The 13,682-nt window shown below is 61.5% G+C and carries 18 protein-coding genes; 10 read left to right on the top strand and 8 right to left on the bottom strand.

Annotation, left to right across the window (positions count from 1 at the left end):
• A partial coding sequence (locus tag WBR57_RS18875; protein WP_424085502.1) for a DUF4880 domain-containing protein occupies nt 1–300 on the bottom strand: 300 nt, incomplete at its 3' end.
• Nucleotides 297–836, bottom strand: coding sequence for an RNA polymerase sigma factor (locus tag WBR57_RS18870; protein ID WP_424085500.1), 540 nt, complete (start codon nt 834–836; stop codon nt 297–299). The genes WBR57_RS18875 and WBR57_RS18870, both read right to left, overlap by 4 nt.
• A 170-nt stretch (nt 837–1,006) precedes the next feature.
• On the opposite strand from WBR57_RS18870, the gene WBR57_RS18865 reads away from it, so the two are divergent.
• Nucleotides 1,007–1,339, top strand: a complete 333-nt coding sequence (locus tag WBR57_RS18865; protein ID WP_424085498.1) for a YegP family protein — start codon at nt 1,007–1,009, stop codon at nt 1,337–1,339.
• A 58-nt stretch (nt 1,340–1,397) separates the two neighbouring features.
• Here WBR57_RS18865 and WBR57_RS18860 read toward each other — a convergent pair whose 3' ends face one another.
• Nucleotides 1,398–2,414 carry a DUF4917 family protein gene (locus WBR57_RS18860; protein WP_424085496.1) on the bottom strand — a complete coding sequence of 339 codons (1,017 nt, stop codon included), beginning with the start codon at nt 2,412–2,414 and terminating at the stop codon, nt 1,398–1,400.
• 125 nt (nt 2,415–2,539) lie between these two features.
• On the opposite strand from WBR57_RS18860, the gene yiaY reads away from it, so the two are divergent.
• The 6 genes from yiaY to WBR57_RS18830 all read left to right on the top strand — a co-directional run bounded on the left by yiaY (nt 2,540) and on the right by WBR57_RS18830 (nt 8,975).
• Nucleotides 2,540–3,688 carry an L-threonine dehydrogenase gene (gene yiaY, locus WBR57_RS18855; protein ID WP_424085494.1) on the top strand — a complete coding sequence of 383 codons (1,149 nt, stop codon included), beginning with the start codon at nt 2,540–2,542 and terminating at the stop codon, nt 3,686–3,688.
• 92 nt (nt 3,689–3,780) lie between these two features.
• Entirely contained in the window at nt 3,781–4,455 is a 675-nt protein-coding gene (locus WBR57_RS18850; protein ID WP_424085492.1) for an NAD(P)H-binding protein, read from the top strand.
• Nucleotides 4,455–5,363 carry a LysR family transcriptional regulator gene (locus WBR57_RS18845; RefSeq protein ID WP_424085490.1) on the top strand — a complete coding sequence of 303 codons (909 nt, stop codon included), beginning with the start codon at nt 4,455–4,457 and terminating at the stop codon, nt 5,361–5,363. Before WBR57_RS18850 ends, WBR57_RS18845 begins: the two co-directional genes overlap by 1 nt.
• An 88-nt stretch (nt 5,364–5,451) precedes the next feature.
• The gene (locus tag WBR57_RS18840; protein ID WP_424085488.1) at nt 5,452–6,645 is read left to right on the top strand and encodes a CaiB/BaiF CoA transferase family protein; all 1,194 of its coding nucleotides are present in this window, start codon (nt 5,452–5,454) and stop codon (nt 6,643–6,645) included.
• Complete coding sequence (locus tag WBR57_RS18835) at nt 6,642–7,583, top strand: hydroxymethylglutaryl-CoA lyase (RefSeq protein ID WP_424085486.1); 942 nt, start codon at nt 6,642–6,644, stop codon at nt 7,581–7,583. The genes WBR57_RS18840 and WBR57_RS18835 overlap by 4 nt, the downstream gene beginning before the upstream one ends.
• Nucleotides 7,584–7,643: 60 nt before the next feature.
• Nucleotides 7,644–8,975 (top strand): MFS transporter, encoded by a 1,332-nt coding sequence (locus tag WBR57_RS18830; RefSeq protein ID WP_424085484.1) that lies wholly within the window; start codon nt 7,644–7,646, stop codon nt 8,973–8,975.
• Here the strand turns inward: WBR57_RS18830 and WBR57_RS18825 are convergent, their stop codons facing one another.
• Nucleotides 8,976–9,464, bottom strand: coding sequence for a DMT family transporter (locus WBR57_RS18825; RefSeq protein ID WP_424085482.1), 489 nt, complete (start codon nt 9,462–9,464; stop codon nt 8,976–8,978).
• Between the two features lie 77 nt (nt 9,465–9,541).
• On the opposite strand from WBR57_RS18825, the gene WBR57_RS18820 reads away from it, so the two are divergent.
• The 3 genes from WBR57_RS18820 (at nt 9,542) to WBR57_RS18810 (ending at nt 11,803) form a co-directional block, all read left to right on the top strand.
• Nucleotides 9,542–10,447: a LysR family transcriptional regulator gene (locus WBR57_RS18820; protein WP_424085504.1), complete on the top strand. Its 906-nt coding sequence runs from the start codon at nt 9,542–9,544 to the stop codon at nt 10,445–10,447.
• 67 nt (nt 10,448–10,514) lie between these two features.
• Nucleotides 10,515–11,156 carry a LysE family translocator gene (locus WBR57_RS18815; RefSeq protein WP_424085480.1) on the top strand — a complete coding sequence of 214 codons (642 nt, stop codon included), beginning with the start codon at nt 10,515–10,517 and terminating at the stop codon, nt 11,154–11,156.
• A gap of 119 nt (nt 11,157–11,275) precedes the next feature.
• Entirely contained in the window at nt 11,276–11,803 is a 528-nt protein-coding gene (locus tag WBR57_RS18810; protein ID WP_424085478.1) for a DUF4142 domain-containing protein, read from the top strand.
• 54 nt (nt 11,804–11,857) lie between these two features.
• On the opposite strand, the gene WBR57_RS18805 is transcribed toward WBR57_RS18810, so the two are convergent.
• The 4 genes from WBR57_RS18805 to WBR57_RS18790 form a co-directional block, all read right to left on the bottom strand.
• Nucleotides 11,858–12,283 (bottom strand): low affinity iron permease family protein, encoded by a 426-nt coding sequence (locus tag WBR57_RS18805; protein WP_424085476.1) that lies wholly within the window; start codon nt 12,281–12,283, stop codon nt 11,858–11,860.
• Between the two features lie 112 nt (nt 12,284–12,395).
• Complete coding sequence (locus tag WBR57_RS18800) at nt 12,396–12,896, bottom strand: methylated-DNA--[protein]-cysteine S-methyltransferase (RefSeq protein ID WP_424085474.1); 501 nt, start codon at nt 12,894–12,896, stop codon at nt 12,396–12,398.
• A gap of 86 nt (nt 12,897–12,982) precedes the next feature.
• Nucleotides 12,983–13,393 carry a type II toxin-antitoxin system HicB family antitoxin gene (locus tag WBR57_RS18795; RefSeq protein WP_065899433.1) on the bottom strand — a complete coding sequence of 137 codons (411 nt, stop codon included), beginning with the start codon at nt 13,391–13,393 and terminating at the stop codon, nt 12,983–12,985.
• Between the two features lie 23 nt (nt 13,394–13,416).
• Nucleotides 13,417–13,599: a type II toxin-antitoxin system HicA family toxin gene (locus WBR57_RS18790; RefSeq protein WP_159962176.1), complete on the bottom strand. Its 183-nt coding sequence runs from the start codon at nt 13,597–13,599 to the stop codon at nt 13,417–13,419.
• Between the last annotated feature and the right edge of the window lie 83 nt (nt 13,600–13,682).

The raw sequence follows: 13,682 nt of genomic DNA, 5'->3' as shown, positions 1-13,682 counted from the left end.
GGCCAGTACGGCGCACAGCAAGGCGGCGGCCACGGCCAGGGCTGGGCGCCATGCCGACGGTTTGCGCTGGGGCAGCGCTACGGGTTTGTTCAATTGCTGCAACTGCGCCAGGTCGGCCCACAGTTGTTCGAATTCGGCATAGGCGCGTGCATGGGCAGGCTCCGCTTGCCAGGCCGCAAAGGCCTTGCGGTCGGCGCGCGCAGCGTTGTCGCGGTTGCGGGCAAACCAGCTGGCGGCCTGGGCATCGATGGAGTCACTCGCTTCGATGTCCAGGGCGTCGATGTCGCTCAGGCGGTTCATTCTGGCTGCTCCGTGCCGTGGTCGTGTTGAAGGCGTCGCTTGCAATGCAGCAGGGCCAAGGCAATGTGCTTTTCCACCATGCTGGTCGAAATGCCCATGCGCTCGGCAATCTGCGCCTGGCTCAGGCCTTCGAAGCGGTGCAGCATAAGGGCTTCTCGTCGGCGCGGCGAGAGTTCAGCGAGGACTTCTTTCAACTGTTCCAGGCGTTGCATGCGAAGCGCGGCGGCCATGGGTTCGTTTTGCTCGTCGGTGATCGCGTCGACGTCCATGTCGGCCTGATCCGGGTGGACGGTATGCCGTACCTTTTGTCTGCGCCAGTGATCACGCAGCAGGTTGCGCGCCATCTGGAACAGAAACGCCCGTGGCTGCTCGACCTTGGCCTGGTCGCGGTAGCCCAGCCACTGGGTAAAGACATCCTGAGCCATGTCCGCGGCATCGTTGGCGTTGTCCGTGCGTTTGCGCAGGAAATACAGAATATCTGCATAAAACCCGCGAAAGGCATCGGCCGACAACGGGTCGGGCTTGGGACGAGGCATGGATATCCTTCTTAAAGAAGCACGACATAGAAAAGTCGTGAATGATATCGAGAATTATTGTCATTTGTCTCCGGGTAAATGCATATCACACCGCCACGCTGGAAATACGCAGCACATAGCCTTTAATCCTACGAGCTACAGAGCGAGGTCCTACTCACAGGGAGAGCGACATGGCTGGATGGTATGAGTTGAATAAGAGCAGCAACGGGCAGTTCTTTTTTGTGCTGAAGGCGGCGAACGCTGAGACTGTTTTGACCAGCGAGCTTTACACCACCCGCAGCGCAGTTGAAGCCGGCATTGCCTCTGCACAAACTAACAGCCCGCATGACGAGCGCTATGAGAAAAAGGTGGCCAGCAATGGTCAGTCGTACTTCAACCTCAAGGCCGCCAATCACCAGGTGATCGGCAGCAGCGAGCAGTATTCCTCGACAGCGGCACGTGATAATGGCATTGCCAGTGCAAAGACCAACGGCTCGAGCACTGTCGTCAAGGACAAGACCTGACGATGCGGTAGAAAAAACGCCCCGGTTGGTAGGAATCGGGGCGTGTTTGTTCAAGCAATCAGCGTTCTACCGGCACCGACAGGGCTGAACTGCCCAGGGGATGCGTGCGCGCGGCAAAGAACCGGAGTTCTACTCCAGACCCATCGAACAACGCCGAATACCGGCGCTTCTGCTGGCGGATAAACCCGTCGCTGCGGCCCGATACCGAGATCGCCAGGGACGTAAGTCGGGCTTGGCGAATCGCATCCACCAAGTGTTTATCCTGGGCCCCCAGGTCATGGCCGAAGATGCACAGCGCGCCTTCATGATTCAGCAATTGCTCATAGCAGAACGACAGGTAATCCGAGCTGCGGATGGTCTTGAGCTTCTCTTCCACTTTGCCTTCGCTGACAAACAGCGGCACATCGTCCAGGGTCTTGATCGTGTTGTTGATCGCAAAACTGCTTAGCAAGGTGCTGTCGGTGGTCGGCAATTTGCGCGCGGTGCCGTCCAGGTTGCGCACCAGGTGCAGGCCGCCGTGCAGGTAGAGGATGCGCGTGGCGTCGGTGCGTGTGTCGCGCAGGTCGAAGCTGGCATCGGCGCTGCGGAACAGGTCGTCGATGCCGGGAGTGTGCAGGATCGCCCAGTAATTCAGCAGGTCGTAATTGGTGGTGAAGACGCTGGCGTAATTGCCCAACTCCGCGTTGATCGTCGCCAACGTTGACGGCTGCACCAGGCGCCACGGGATGTGCACCGCGTGGATGGTATTGATCAGCGCTTCCTTGATCGCGTAGTAGCGATTGCGCGGCGCCGCCGAGCTGACCGCCAGGGCCTTGTTGACGCGGCTGGTGGTCTTCAGTGCGCCCAAGGCCTGCTCGAAACTGCGGGTCTGCAGGGCGTCGAACACACTGAGTTCGGAGGGACTAAGGGGTTTTTCTTCGACGGTGCGTGCGTTTTCGAACAGAGAGTCGTAGGCAAAGTCTTCCCAAATCGCCCGGCTCGCGCCGTTGCCGATCAGAATCCCACTGAACGCGGTGCTGCTGCGCAGCGCGCTCCAGTCTTCAAGGTGGGCGTCAATATCCTGGAAATCCTTCATTGCGGCGGGTCTACTCGAAATCGGCTGGACGGTGACTTTATCACGAGCGGGCGTTGATCCTGGTCAAGATGCCGTAGGCGAGTGGAGTCGATGCTGTAGGCATAAACGCCATCCGAGGATTCGCCATGACCAGCACCTTCTTCATTCCCGCCGTCAACATCATGGGCACCGACTGCCTCGACGAAGCCATGGTCGCCATCCGTAACTACGGATTTCGCAAGGCGCTGATCGTCACCGACGCAGGCCTGGCCAAGGCCGGCGTGGCCAGCATGATCGCCGAGAAGCTGGCGCTGCAGGATATCGACTCGGTGATCTACGATGGCGCCAAGCCCAACCCCAATGTGGAAAACGTCGAGAAGGGCCTGGCGTTGCTGCAACACAGCGCCTGCGATTTTGTGGTGTCCCTGGGCGGCGGCTCGCCCCATGACTGCGCCAAGGGCATCGCGCTGTGCGCCACCAACGGCGGGCATATCGGCGACTACGAAGGCGTCGACCAATCGAGCAAACCGCAACTGCCCCTGGTGGCCATCAACACCACTGCCGGCACTGCCAGCGAGATGACCCGGTTCTGCATCATCACCGACGAAACCCGCCACGTGAAAATGGCCATTGTCGACCGCAACGTCACGCCGCTGCTGTCGGTCAACGACCCGTCGCTGATGGTCGGCATGCCCAAGGGCCTGACCGCCGCCACCGGCATGGACGCCTTGACCCACGCCATCGAAGCCTACGTGTCGACCGCCGCCAACCCGATTACCGATGCCTGCGCGATCAAGGCCATCGAACTGATCAGCGCCAACCTGCGCCTGGCCGTGCGCGATGGCAGCGACAAGGCTGCGCGCGAGAACATGGCGTACGCGCAGTTCCTCGCCGGGATGGCCTTCAACAATGCATCCCTGGGTTTCGTGCACGCCATGGCCCACCAGCTCGGCGGTTTGTATGACCTGCCCCATGGCGTGTGCAACGCAGTGCTGCTGCCTCACGTGCAAAGTTTCAATGCCAGCGTCAGCGCCAAACGCTTGAGCGACGTCGCACACGCCCTCGGCGCGGACATCAACGGCATCACGGCGGAAGAGGGCGCCCAGGCGGCCATTGCGGCGATCCGCACGTTGGCCCACGACGTTGAAATCCCCGCCGGCCTGCGCGAACTGGGCGCCAAGTTGCAGGATATTCCGCTGCTGGCAACCAACGCACTGAAAGATGCCTGCGGGCTGACCAACCCACGGCGCGCGGACCAGCGGCAGATTGAGGAGATCTTTCGCAACGCGTTCTAAAAGGGGCAGTCGCAAGCTGCAAGCGGTAAGCTACAAGCCAAAGCGCAATCAACTTGACCATGAAGCTTGCGGCTTGCCGCTGAGGTCCCCTTATGAGAGTTCTGTTATTCGGTGCCACCGGCATGGTCGGCCAGGGCGTCCTGCGCGAGTGCCTGTTGGCCGCGGATGTTCAGGAGGTGGTGGCCGTTGGCCGCACGCCCCTGACCCAGGAGCACGGCAAGTTGCACCAGGTGTTGCACAGCGACATGCTGGATTTCCAACCGCTGGAAAACCTGCTGCAAGGTTTCGACGCGTGTTTCTTCTGCCTCGGCGTTTCGTCGGCAGGCATGAACGAAACCCGGTACACCCACCTCACCTATGACTTGACCCTCGTGGCCGCCAGCACCCTGGCGCGGCTCAACCCGCAGATGACCTTTATCTATGTGTCCGGCGCCGGTACGGACAGTTCCGAGGCGGGCAAGTCGATGTGGGCGCGGGTCAAGGGCAAGACCGAGAATGCCTTGCTGCGCCTGCCGTTCAAGGCGGTGTACCTGTTTCGCCCTGGGGTGATCCAGCCCTTGCATGGGGTGCGTTCGAAGACGCCGTTGTATCAATCTTTCTATTCTGTGCTTGGGCCGTTGCTGTCGTTGGTGCGCCGGGTCAAGCCGGGCTGGGTGGTAAGCACCGAAACCGTTGGCCGGGCGATGCTGGCGGCGGTGCGGCATGGCGCGCCGCAAGCGGTGGTGGAGCAGGCCGAGATCAATCGCTTGGCGACCGAGCGCGCCTGATGCTGCACAAAAGCCTGGTGCGGCGCCTGGACCTGATCACTTTGCAACTGTTTGTCGCCGTGTTTGAAGAGGGCACCCTGACCCGCGCGGCAGCCCGCGAAGCCATCGCCGTGTCGGCGGCCAGCAAGCGCCTGATGGAGCTGGAGCAGGTGTTGGGTGTGAGCCTGTTCGTGCGCCGCGCCAAGGGCATGGACCTGACCGCCGCCGGTGAAACCCTGCTGCACCATGCCCGGCAGATGCTGTTCAACGTGGAAAAAATGGGCCTGGAACTCGGCGAACACAGCCATGGCGTGCGCGGGTATGTACGGATGCTGGCCAATCTCTCGGCGATCATTCAGTTCCTTCCGGAAGATCTGCGGGATTTTTCCGCGTTGCATCCCGAAGTCAAAACCGACCTCGAAGAACGCCCCAGCAATGGAGTGGTGCAAGGCGTGTTGGATGGGGTCGCGGACCTGGGGATCTGCTCCAGTGACACTGACACCAAAGGCCTGCCCAGCGTGGTCTATCGTCAGGACAAACTGGTGGTGCTGATGCCGCTGGATCACCCGCTGGCGGTGCGCGAATCCCTGGCTTTCGCCGAAACCCTGGGCAGCGACTACGTCGGCCTGCACGCCGCCAGTTCGATCAATATGCGCACCCACGCCGCCGCACGCGAGGCGGGCAAGGTGCTGCGCCTGCGCATTCATGTGCCGGGCTTTGATGCGATGTGCCGGATGGTCCAGGCCAACATGGGCATCGGCATCCTGCCGCAAAAGGCCTATGAGCTGTTTGGCCGCGCCCTGGGTTTGCACGCGGTGCCGCTGACGGATGCCTGGTCCGATCGCAGCCTGATCCTGGTGGTACGTGACGTTGCGCAGCTGTCGCCGGTAAGCCGGTTGTTGTTCGATGCCTTGAGCGTTCGCGTTTAGCGAACGCTGGTTGCCAACTGACGGTTGGATTTTCCCTGGCGCTGTCCTCTAGCCTTGGCCGCACATCCAAGAATAAGAGGTACACCCCATGACGGCTCCCCTGAGCGGTATCAAGGTGATCGAAATCGGCACCCTGATTGCTGCGCCGTTCGCCGCCCGGCTGATGGGTGAATTCGGCGCCGAGGTGATCAAGATCGAGGCGATGGGCCAGGGCGATCCGCTTCGCAAATGGCGAAAGCTGCACGAAGGCACGTCGCTGTGGTGGTACCTGCAATCGCGCAACAAGAAGTCCCTGGCCCTGGACCTCAAGTCCGCCGAGGGCCTGCGCCTGATCAAACAACTGCTCGGCGATGCCGACGTGCTGATCGAAAACCTGCGCCCCGGCGGCCTGGAAAAACTTGGCCTGGGCTGGGACGTGCTGCACGCCCTCAACCCCAAGCTGACCCTGGTGCGCATTTCCGGCTACGGCCAGACCGGCCCTTACCGCGACCGTCCAGGTTTCGGCGCAATCGGCGAGGCGATGGGCGGCATTCGCTACACCACCGGCAACCCGGATTCGCCACCGGCGCGGGTCGGCGTGAGCCTCGGCGATTCGCTGGCCTCACTGCATGGCGTGATCGGCGCGCTGATGTCGTTGCTGCGGGTCAAGACCGGGCAGGGCGACGGGCAGATTGTCGACGTGTCGCTGGCTGAAAGCGTGTTCAACCTGATGGAAAGCCTGGTGCCCGAATACGACATGCTCGGCCACGTGCGTGAACGCAGCGGCGGCGCCTTGCCGGGTATTGCGCCGTCCAACACCTACCTGACTGCCGACGGCGCCTACGTGGTGATCGCCGGTAACAGCGACCCGATCTACAAGCGCCTGATGACCAGCATCGGTCGCTCGGACCTGGCCGAAGCACCTGAATTCGCCCACAACGATGGCCGCGCGGCAAAGAGTGGTTTGCTGGACGCCGCGATCACCCACTGGACCAGCAGCCTGCCCATCGACCAGGTGCTCAGCGCCCTGGAAGCCGCCGAAGTGCCAGCCGGGCGCATCTATTCGGTGGCCGATATCGTCGGCGACCCGCACTATCAGGCACGCGATATGTTGCTGAATGCCGAGTTGCCCGGCGGCGTGTCGGTGAAGATGCCCGGCATCGTGCCGAAACTGTCCGAAACCCCCGGTGGTGTGAACTGGCAGGGCCCAACGCTCGGCCAGCACACCGATGACATCCTCGGCAGCCTGGGACTCACCGGTGCCGATATCCAACGCCTTAAAACCTCGGGAGTGGTGCAATGATCACTGATTATTCCGATGCGCTGATCGTGCAGGAAGTGTCCCCGCGCGACGGCCTGCAAATCGAGCCGACCTGGGTCGAAACGGCTGACAAGATCGCCCTGATCGACCAGCTTTCATTGGCCGGTTTTTCGCGCATCGAAGCCGGTTCATTTGTCTCGCCCAAAGCCATCCCGGCATTGCGTGATGGCGAGCAGGTGTTCCAGGGCATTCAACGCGCACCCGGTGTGATCTACGTGGCGTTGATCCCCAACCTCAAGGGCGCCCAGCGCGCCATCGACTCGCGTGCGGATGAACTGAATCTGGTGATGTCTGCCAGCCAGACCCACAACCTGGCGAATATGCGCATGCGCTGCGAGGCGTCGTTGGCAGCGTTTGGTGACATTGTGCGGTTTGCTGCCGAGTACCCCGTACGCCTCAACGGCAGCATCGCCACCACCTTTGGCTGCCCGTTCGAAGGCAAGATCGACGAAGATCGCGTGCTGCAGATTGTCGACGCGTATCTGGCGCTGGGCATCCACGGCATCAGCCTGGCTGACACCACCGGCATGGCCAACCCGCGTCAGGTCGAACGCCTGGTCAAGCGCGTGTTGCAGCGGGTGCCCGCCGGCGACCTGACGTTGCATTTTCACAACACCCGCGGCCTGGGATTGTGCAACGTGCTGGCCGCCTACGAAGCCGGCGCCCGACGTTTTGACGCGGCGCTCGGCGGCCTGGGCGGCTGCCCGTTTGCACCGGGCGCGTCGGGCAATATCTGCACCGAAGATTTGGTCAACCTGTGTGAAGAGGTCGGGATTCACACCGGTATCGACCTGGCGCACCTGCTGGAAATATCCCGCCGCTTACCGGCGTTACTCGGCCACGAGTTGCCCGGCCAAGTGGCCAAGGCCGGACGCAACTGCGATTTGCATCCGCCACCGGCGTACATCGCCACGTTGTAACGCCGCACCAGACAACAAAAACAATCGGGCGCCTGTGAGCAGTCCGCTGGAGAGAAACCCATGAGCACTAATACGTTGGAGGCCGGCGCGCGCCCGGCCGCTGAAATCGATGCCGAAAAAGCCCTGGTCAGTAAGGTCGCCTGGCGCCTGATGCCGCTAATCATGGTGTGTTACTTGTTCGCATTTTTTGACCGCATCAACATCAGCTTTGCCAAATTCCAACTGCAAGCCGACCTGAGCCTGAGCGACACCGCCTACGGCCTGGGCGCCGGGTTGTTTGTGGTGGGCTACGTGATCTTTGAAGTGCCGAGCAACATGATGCTGTACAAGGTCGGCGCCCGGCGCTGGATCGCGCGGATCATGATGTCGTGGGGCCTGGCCACGGCGGCCATGGTGTTTGTCACGGCGGAATGGCAGTTCTATGGCCTGCGTTTCATCATCGGCGCGATGGAGGCGGGCTTTGCGCCCGGCGTGCTGTATTACCTGACACTGTGGTTTCCGCAGCATTTCCGCGGGCGTATTACTTCGATGCTGTTCCTGGCGTCCGCGTTCGCCGGTCTGGTTGGCGCACCGTTCTCCGGCTTGGTGCTGGAGCACCTCGACGGCGTGTTGCAGATGCGCGGTTGGCACTGGTTGTTCCTGCTCGGCGGTTTGCCCTGTATTGGCCTGGGTTTCCTGGTGCTGACCTTGCTCAAGGACCGTATCGAAGACGCGCACTGGCTGACGTCGGCGGAGAAGGCCTTGTTGTCGAGCCGTATCGCCAAGCATGAGCCGAACCAGCACGGCGGTTCGTTGCTGTCGGCCATCCGCATTCCAGGCTTCCTGATGCTTGGTTTCATCTACTTCCTGATCCAGGTGGCGTCCTACGGCCTGAACTTCTGGGCACCGCAATTGATCCGCAGCGCCGGCACCCAGAGCCCGGTGCTGATCGGCTTGCTCACCGCCATCCCGTATGTGTGCGGCGCGATCAGCATGGTGGTGATCGGGCGGCTGTCGGATGCCACCGGTGAGCGTCGCAGGTTTGTCTGCGGCCTGGTGGTGCTGGGCGCGGTGGGCTTCTTCTGTGCCGGGATTTTCGCCGACCACACCACCTTTCTGATCATCGCCCTGGGCATGTTGGGCGCCGGCATCATTGCTTCGATCCCGACCTTCTGGACGCTGCCGCCCAAGCTGCTGGCCGGTGCGGGTGCCGGTGCCGCGGGCGGGATTGCGGTGATCAATACCCTCGGGCAGTTCGGCGGGATCGTCAGCCCAGTGATGGTCGGGCGGATCAAGGACCTGACCGGCAGCACCACCCCGGCACTCTATGTGATCGGCGTGTGCGCGCTGCTGGCGGCGGCATTGCTGCTGTGGGGCCTGCCGCAAAAGCTGCGCACGCTCGACAAAGGCTGATCAGCTCGCGCTGGCCATTGCCGGCGTTGGCGCGGCGCTGAACTGAATCAACGCCACCCCGCCGATCAACAACAACGCCCCCAGCACCCGGGGCGTTGTCAGTTGGCGCTCTACCAGGCCGAACAGGCCGAAGTGATCGAGCAGCAGCGAGGCGAGAATTTGCCCGGCCATGGCCAGCGCGATAAACCCCGACGCGCCGAGCTTTGGCAGCAGCACCAACGCCAACGAGATAAAGCACACGCCAAACGCGCCACCGGCCCACATCCACAGCGGCGCCTTGGCGATAAACGTCAGGCTCGGCAGCGGCAAGCGCAGTGCCAGAATCACCGGCAGCAACACAATGATGCTCACCAACAGTGACGCCAGTGTGGCCCATAAAGGATGGCCAAGCCCGCGCCCGAGGTTGGCATTGATCGCACTCTGAAACGGCACCACCGCGCCGGCGATCACGGCCAATACCAGCAATCCCACCCAATGCAAGGTTGTCATCTTCAATCTCCCAGAGGTTTTGCTGGACTCTAAGTTATTCGTCGCGCAGATTTAAATTCCGAATTCTTATGCCGAGCATGCAGCTGATGAATGATCTGCGCCGCATCGATCTCAACCTGCTGGTGATTCTTGACGCTTTGCTCAGCGAGCAACACGTCACCCGCGCCGCCGAGCGTTTGCACCTGAGTCAGCCAGCTGTCAGCCATGCGCTGGCACGCTTGCGCGACCTGCTGGGCGACCCCTTGCTGGTGCGGCAAGGCGGCGCATTGGTGCCGACCGCCCGCGCCCTGGAGTTGGCGACTCCGCTGGCGGAAGCCCTGGCCCAGGTGCAGGCGCTGCTGGCGCCGAATCGATTTGACCCGGCATCGGCCAAACGCCGATTTCGCGTGGCGATGTCGGACTACAGTGCGGCGATTTTCCTGCCGGGATTGGTACGCGTCCTACGCCATGCAGCGCCAGCCATCGACCTGCAGATTATCCAGGCCAGCCGCGAAGGCATGGTCGACGGCGTGCTCAATGGCGATATCGACCTCGCTGCCGGGGTGTTCCCCGACATGCCCGCCGAACTGCGCACCACGCCTTTGTTCGAGGAGCATTACACCTGCGTGGTGGACCGCAACAGCCTGCCGGAAGAGGGCACTCTGGACCTGCCCACTTACTTGTCGCGGCCCCATGTGCTGCTGGAAATGCGCGGCAGCGGCACCCCGGAAATCGAACGCGCGCTGACGGCGATCCGTGAGCGTCGGCACGTGGCGATCAGCCTGCCGCACTGGGGCGTGGCGCCGCAGTTGATCCAGGGCACCGATCTGATCCTGACGGTGTCCTCGCGCGGGTTACTGAACATTGATCAGCAACACTTACTGACGGTGCCGCCGCCGTTTCATATCCCCTCGTTTGCCTTTGAGCTGGCATGGCACGCGCGGCGCGGTGGGGATTCGGGGTTGCAGTGGTTGATTGCGCAGGTGCAGGGCGTTTTGAATTAGCCACGATTGCACTCGCCGGCAGAACGTGCAGAATCCATCCACCTAACCGCCTGTCGGAGTTGCGCCCATGACCCCATCCTTGCTGCTTGCCGTACTCGCTTCCGGTTTTATCTACGGCATTACGCCAGGTCCTGGGGTGCTGGCCGTATTTGGCATCGGCGCCGCCCGCGGCCGTCGCGCCGGGGCGGGTTTTTTGTGCGGGCATTTGCTCGGCGATGTGCTGTGGTGCAGCACGGCGTTGATTGCGATTGTGGGCGCGCGGGAAGTCGGCAGCAGCGCATTTGATGTGCTGGGCGTGCTCAGTGGCCTGTATCTGTTCTGGCTCGGCTGGCGCGCCATCCGCACCCAGCGCCGCAGCAGCGACACGCCCCAGGGCGCCGCGCGGCATCCGTTCTGGCACGGCATCCTATTCGGCCTGACCAACCCCAAGGCTTACCCGGTGGCCGTGGCGACCTTCACCGCGTTGCTGTCCAGCCGTGCCGAGTTGCTGACCTGGGCGATGCTGCCTTCGTTGATCTTCCTCAGCTTCATCGGTGGGCTGCTGGCCTATGCCATCCTGATCGGCGTGGTGGGGGCACAGCGAGTGCGCACGGTGTATCAGCGCCATGAAGTCCTGATCACCAAGCTCTGCGGAGTGATGTTCATCGGCTTCGCCATCAATGCTCTGGCGCACGCCCTGCCGGGTCTTTTCGGCACTAAACCCGCCTGAGACGGCCACGACCGTTCGTCGCACTGGCGAGTTTTTTCTAAACCTTTGCTGCACATGAAATTCGAATTCAGGGCGGGGTGTATTCCCCCGCACCTATTTTTGCCCTGGAGGAACCCATCATGAGCCGCATGGCTATCCGGTTACGCACCGCCAGTTTCGCGATGCTGCTGGGCCTCGGCGCCAGCAATGCTTTCGCCCAGTCGCCCGCTGAATTCATCGAGCAGGCGTCGGCCAAAGGCATGGCCGATATCGAAACCAGCCGCATGGCCCACGCCAAAACCTCGTCCCAGGAAATCAAGGACTACACCATCGAGGTGATCAACGAGCGCACGCTGGCCAACCAGCACCTGGCGGCCATCGCCAAGAAGCTTGACCTGCCCGTGGCCCCGCGCGAGAAAATCGTCGACAAGGCCGAAACGCTGATGCCCGAACTCAAGGACGGCGACTCTTTCGACGCCGCCTACACCGCGCAGCAGGTCAAGGAAAACGAAGACGCCATCGCCCTGTTCAGAAAGGAAGGCGCCGCGTCGGATGTGCCGGAAATAAAAGCGCTGGTGGATGAGACGCTGCCCAAGTTGGAAGAGCGTCTGCAGAAAGCCCGCGCGCTGGCCTCGACCTACGGTAAAGGTCATCAAGGCGAAGGTTAAGCCTGGTGCCTGATACGGAAAACGGCGGTTGGAGTTCATCCAACCGCCGTTTTTTCAGGCGTGGTTCAAGTCGGTTTTGTTCGGCTTTGCGTCGTCGACCGCTTCACCGCAGCTGCTGTTGAGGCTGACACTGCCGGTGGCGCCGATACTGCGGTATTCATTGCGCAGTTTTTCCAACTCCTTGCGGTCCAGGCCGTCCAGGCTCAGCACAGCATTCTGCGCATCCTTGGACACGCGCAGCAGTTCATCGATCTTGATGTGCAGGATGTCGTTGTCGCGGTTTTGCGTGTTCTGGATCAGGAACACCATCAGGAAAGTGATGATGGTGGTCGAGGTGTTGATAATCAGCTGCCAGGTGTCGTTGTAGTGGAAGTAAGGCCCGCTCAGGCTCCACAGGAAAATCAACGCAACGGCCGCGTAGAACGTCCGGGCACTGCCTGCCCAGCGGGACAGGGATTGGGAGACTGCAGAGAATTTCATGACCGTTTTCCTTGATGGATGGGTGATGAAATGATTGACCGCAACGCCGCTCTGAAATTTCTTTTTACAATTGTCTGCCTGGACAAAGTTGTACGTTTTTGTCGCGAGGGCCCTAGAACGCCAGTTCAGCCTGCCCGGTGCCTTCCAGCGCAAGTAGATACTGCTTAGCCTCAAGCCCTCCGGCAAACCCAGTCAGCCCGCCTGACGCGCCAATGACGCGATGGCACGGCGCAATGATCGAAATGGGGTTACGCCCATTGGCCGCGCCCACGGCACGCACGGCTTTCGGATTGCCGATCTGCTGGGCGATCTGGCTGTAGCTGCGGGTTTCGCCGAAGGGGATGGTCAGCAGCGCCTGCCAGACTTGCTTCTGAAATTCGGTGCCGGCGAAGTCCAGTTCCAGGTCGAATCGATCGCGAGTGCCGGCGAAATATTCCGTCAACTGGCGCTTGGTTTCCAGCAGCACGGGGCTGTCATTGGCTTCGTGCAAGGCGCCCAGGCGCACGCGGTTGGCGCGCTCGCACTCCCACAGAATGGCACTGAGCTTACCGTCGCGCCCCACCAGGGTAAGGACGCCGACGGGGGAGGGCATGAGGGTGTATTCGTAGGCCATCATCGGGCTCCTGGGTGGGCAGTGGTTCAATCTAGCGCAGCCCGCGCCACTGAAAACTTCGTTTCTTGCGGTTGAATTCAGGTCGATCAGTGTTCTTGCTGCAGCACTTTGAGTGCCGCTGACGCGAGGAACCCCGAACGGCTTTTTTCCTCGGGGTGGTGCAGCACATATTCATCGATGCGGTTGAGCAAATAGCCCGGCAAGGTGATGTTGAGCTTTTGTGCCTTGCCCAGGTACTTGGTGACGTCAATGTCCACCACCGCCCAGGTGCAGCCGGCGTACTGTGGGTTGGCTGCATGCACGGTCACCTTCTGGGCGCTGGGGATCGGTGCACCGTCTTCCGCGAGAATCTCGAAGTGTCCTTCAATAGCTTCACGGGCCATGGCCATGGCGTCATCCAGGTCGTCGCCTGCCGAGAAGCAACCGGGAATATCCGGCACTTCCACGCCCCAGGCATGGTCTTGGTCACCGGTTGAAATTGCGATGGGATACAGCATGTCTGTTGTCCTCCAGGGACGGCTTAACTCAGCAGAGCTTGTTTGAGAATGCTCTTGGCGGTCTTGTCCAGCAGGTCCTTCTTTGGATGAGGAATCGTTACCAGCCCGGGTTTTGTCGGGTGCTTGAAGTGATGATGACTGCCCCTGACGCGCACCAGATACCAACCATCGGCAACGATATGTCCTATCAAATATCGGCTATCCACAGCACCTCCTTGTGGTGTGTGTTGGTGGTGACTATAACCACTGAAAATAAATTATCAACACTCTACCTACCAACGGTCGACGA

Source organism: Pseudomonas sp. (genome assembly GCF_049590575.1).
GTDB lineage: Bacteria > Pseudomonadota > Gammaproteobacteria > Pseudomonadales > Pseudomonadaceae > Aquipseudomonas.
Note: the sequence above shows the minus strand (reverse complement) of the source record. Positions and strands in the feature narration are given on the sequence as shown.

Bases quoted from the DNA above. Each gene is read 5' to 3' on its own strand.
- yiaY (WP_424085494.1), top strand. From the start codon at position 2,540: ATGACCAGCACCTTCTTCATTCCCGCCGTCAACATCATGGGCACCGAC.
- WBR57_RS18845 (WP_424085490.1), top strand. From the start codon at position 4,455: ATGCTGCACAAAAGCCTGGTGCGGCGCCTGGACCTGATCACTTTGCAA.
- WBR57_RS18800 (WP_424085474.1), bottom strand. From the start codon at position 12,896: ATGGCCTACGAATACACCCTCATGCCCTCCCCCGTCGGCGTCCTTACC.
- WBR57_RS18865 (WP_424085498.1), top strand. From the start codon at position 1,007: ATGGCTGGATGGTATGAGTTGAATAAGAGCAGCAACGGGCAGTTCTTT.
- WBR57_RS18825 (WP_424085482.1), bottom strand. From the start codon at position 9,464: ATGACAACCTTGCATTGGGTGGGATTGCTGGTATTGGCCGTGATCGCC.
- WBR57_RS18835 (WP_424085486.1), top strand. From the start codon at position 6,642: ATGATCACTGATTATTCCGATGCGCTGATCGTGCAGGAAGTGTCCCCG.
- WBR57_RS18840 (WP_424085488.1), top strand. From the start codon at position 5,452: ATGACGGCTCCCCTGAGCGGTATCAAGGTGATCGAAATCGGCACCCTG.
- WBR57_RS18870 (WP_424085500.1), bottom strand. From the start codon at position 836: ATGCCTCGTCCCAAGCCCGACCCGTTGTCGGCCGATGCCTTTCGCGGG.
- WBR57_RS18815 (WP_424085480.1), top strand. From the start codon at position 10,515: ATGACCCCATCCTTGCTGCTTGCCGTACTCGCTTCCGGTTTTATCTAC.
- WBR57_RS18810 (WP_424085478.1), top strand. From the start codon at position 11,276: ATGAGCCGCATGGCTATCCGGTTACGCACCGCCAGTTTCGCGATGCTG.
- WBR57_RS18820 (WP_424085504.1), top strand. From the start codon at position 9,542: ATGCAGCTGATGAATGATCTGCGCCGCATCGATCTCAACCTGCTGGTG.
- WBR57_RS18805 (WP_424085476.1), bottom strand. From the start codon at position 12,283: ATGAAATTCTCTGCAGTCTCCCAATCCCTGTCCCGCTGGGCAGGCAGT.
- WBR57_RS18830 (WP_424085484.1), top strand. From the start codon at position 7,644: ATGAGCACTAATACGTTGGAGGCCGGCGCGCGCCCGGCCGCTGAAATC.
- WBR57_RS18795 (WP_065899433.1), bottom strand. From the start codon at position 13,393: ATGCTGTATCCCATCGCAATTTCAACCGGTGACCAAGACCATGCCTGG.
- WBR57_RS18850 (WP_424085492.1), top strand. From the start codon at position 3,781: ATGAGAGTTCTGTTATTCGGTGCCACCGGCATGGTCGGCCAGGGCGTC.
- WBR57_RS18860 (WP_424085496.1), bottom strand. From the start codon at position 2,414: ATGAAGGATTTCCAGGATATTGACGCCCACCTTGAAGACTGGAGCGCG.